Consider the following 3,057-nt stretch of genomic DNA (forward strand, 5'->3'; position numbering starts at 1 on the left):
AATATGGAGGATTTTGCTATAAAAACCGTCCTGGCCGGACGGGCCAACCCTTCAAAGCCGCCAGGCGAAGCCTGACAGCTTTTCAGCGTTTTAATGGACGAACGGGAGCCGTTGGAGGTGGACTTACTGTATCCGTAGGGGTAGAAGCTGCTTTAATTTTCTTTGCTGCTTCATTTTTGTTCTTAATCTTAAATCTCAGCAATCTATCGCCCCCACGGGGCTTGGAGCTTGTTTCAACATCTGTAATGTCGTCAAATCCACCTGCGCTTCTTTTGTTCTTTCTACCGTAGCTTTGTTGTGATCTGATCGAGGCATGGCCCATGATTTTTGCTATTTCTTCTGTATCAAATTTTTCTGAGTTTTTTAATTCTGTCGCTTTTGCATGTCTAAAACTATATGCAGAAGCATGATATTTTTTTCGGGGCCATAGTTTTTTCGATATTTTTGTAATATATCCGGAAAATGCTTTGCTACTTTCTGTTTTAATTTTTAAATCATATGCCTGAGGGTTTTTCTCAAAAATATCTATTATAGGTTTGTAATATTGAAGATTTTTATCTGTGATTTTTATCGTAACTTCTCTAATTCTAATACCTCTTTTTTGTTGATAATTTAATTTTGAGCCTATGATTTTAAAACTTAACTTATTGTTTTTACTATCAAAATTAACTTTAATTCCTGTTTCAATCTCGTCCGGTCTGCAACCCGTCGCATATAATGCGATAAGTGCTGGGGCACATTTTAGATTGTGCAAAATCGCATAATCTAAAATGCTCTCTCGAAAATTATCATTTAGTTTTTTTATATTTCTCTTAGAATTACCCATAATTTTTTCACCTACACAGAAAAATACTCGTTTTCTTTTTTAAAATGATCTCTAATGTTTTCAATTACTTTTAAAGTCAAATAACAATCAACGGCTGAATTATGCAATTTTAAGTTTTTCGTTTCGATATTAAAATAATTTGCAGCAAATTCGAGCTTTTTCCATTTGTATTTATCTGTATCATAGTACTCATTATGTTCACCATAAAAATACGCAAAATCTTTCATTACGCAACGAGATCTAAATTCTACATCGTCGAAATCGTTATTTTCTTTATATTTATATCCTGCATAATTTAAAGATCTATATATTGTTGAAAGATCAAAACCTTCATTATAAATAAAAATAGTTTTATTTTTATTTTCTTCTGTGTTTATTATTTTCAAAAAATCCTCATATATAGGAATTATATTTCTACTATCTTTGATCATTTTATTAGAAATATTATGTATTGACTGTGCTGTTTTTGAAATCTTATTCCTGGTTGGTTTGCAATATTCGTTAATTAATATATTGTTTTTGTCGTCAATCAATGAAAAACTAACAACCTCACCAACAAGATCTGTTGTTTCTGTATCAAGTACGAAAAAACCGTTTTGCGTAAGTTGTTGATATTCATCAACAATTACTTTCAATCTTTTATCTTCTTCATTATTTATCTCTTCTATTATTTTATTTAATTCCTCATCTGGAATTACTTCGTCATTTTCAATTTTTGTTGCCATAATTTCACCTCATTTATTGTTTTTTATATTGTTAACATCAAAACCCGGAGATTTCAAAAATTCGCTTTGCTCAAATTTGAAATACCGTAAAACCCAAACCATCCCCCCATTATTTAAATTTTTCGCGTTGCTTCAAAATTCAAACAATGACCCCCAGTTGGGGGTGGCATAATTTCGGGTAATAAAAAACTTACCCTTCATAATGCCTTGTTGTTCCACCCCAAAATCGGGGTTGAAACAACAAAAGATAATATAGTTATATCCGGGTGGAAATTAATGTCAATATTTGAAATGTGGAGAAAATGAGAATAAAAAAATCCCTTAGAAAATAGAATTTTTTTCTATTTTTTAAGGGATTTGGCCCGTCCGGCGAGGACGGTTTTAAGCATATTTTGAGCGAAGAATTTTTAAATTTTCTTCTTGTTGTTTTTCTTCTTCTTTAATTTTAATTTCTTTAACAAATCTTGCACGATCGCCATTGAAAATGATCGCCGGGTTAATATAAAAAATGTATCTTTTTACAGATTTTGCGATCATTTTCTTTTCTAATAATTCTTTTAAACCTCTATAGTAGACAGCTTTTGAAATTGCTGACTCGTATTTTTCAGCTTCTTCTTTTGCTGTTTCGAAATTTAAATAAATTTCGTCACCGCCTATCTGTTTTTGATACAAACCCATAATTATGAAAAACAATTTAAATCCGGTTTGAGACAAATCAAAATAGAATTTGATTTGTCCTGTAAAAATTTTTAAAAATTCTTCCCTATCAACTTCTTGAATTTGTGATATTGTTGTTGTGAAAACCCCCTCTTCTGTTTCTACTTCTGAACCCCGATCAACAGTTAGTTTTTTCTTTTTAGTATCAATAGACATATTGAAAACAAACGGGTTCTTTTTATGTTCGATCTCACTATCGTTTTCAATATTAGTTTTTTCTTTGTGTAAAATTTCTACATTGTTTTTCTTTGTCATATACAAACCCTCTCTGTTTAAAAAATAACCGAAAAAATTCTCACTCGGTGAGACTCTTCTTCTCATTTTTTAACAGATTTTTGAGACTAGTCAAGAAAACACATTGGATTTATTCTCATTTTTTACAAAAAAAATGAGACAAAAAGTCACAATATCGAGACATTTAGTCACTGTAGAGAGAATTTTTTCTCTCCTGAGAGAATTTTTTTTCTCTATAGAGACTAGACATCCAGTGTTTATGCGGGTTACGAGACATATAAGAATATAAGAAATATAAGATCTAAGAGGCTTTGCTTAGCTCTGAGTAAAATTTTTATCGGCATTGTGATAACTGGGCTTCGCAATAGAAAACCAAAAACCATCTGGAAAACCATCCCAGTTACCCCGATTCCGGGGCCCTGCTTCGCAATATGGAGGATTTTGCTATAAAAACCGTCCTGGCCGGACGGGCCAACCCTTCAAAGCCGCCAGGCGAAGCCTGACAGCTTTTCAGCGTTTTAATGGACGAACGGGAGCCGTTGGAGGTGGACTTAC

Annotated in this window: 3 protein-coding genes; all 3 read right to left on the reverse strand. The window is 32.5% G+C overall.

All coding sequences use genetic code 11. The features are described from left to right. Positions 1-82: 82 nt before the first annotated feature. The 3 genes from NNO02_RS22915 to NNO02_RS22925 all read right to left on the reverse strand — a co-directional run bounded on the left by NNO02_RS22915 (position 83) and on the right by NNO02_RS22925 (position 2,523). Entirely contained in the window at positions 83-826 is a 744-nt protein-coding gene (locus NNO02_RS22915) for a site-specific integrase (protein WP_271455838.1), read from the reverse strand. Between the two features lie 11 nt (positions 827-837). Beyond that, the gene (locus NNO02_RS22920; RefSeq protein ID WP_143459469.1) at positions 838-1,551 is read right to left on the reverse strand and encodes a 3'-5' exonuclease; all 714 of its coding nucleotides are present in this window, start codon (positions 1,549-1,551) and stop codon (positions 838-840) included. A gap of 381 nt (positions 1,552-1,932) precedes the next feature. After that, the gene (locus NNO02_RS22925; RefSeq protein WP_086642458.1) at positions 1,933-2,523 is read right to left on the reverse strand and encodes a hypothetical protein; all 591 of its coding nucleotides are present in this window, start codon (positions 2,521-2,523) and stop codon (positions 1,933-1,935) included. Between the last annotated feature and the right edge of the window lie 534 nt (positions 2,524-3,057).

It is taken from the genome of Citrobacter sp. Awk 2, from assembly GCF_028069815.1.
In the GTDB taxonomy this organism is placed as follows: Bacteria; Pseudomonadota; Gammaproteobacteria; order Enterobacterales; family Enterobacteriaceae; genus Citrobacter.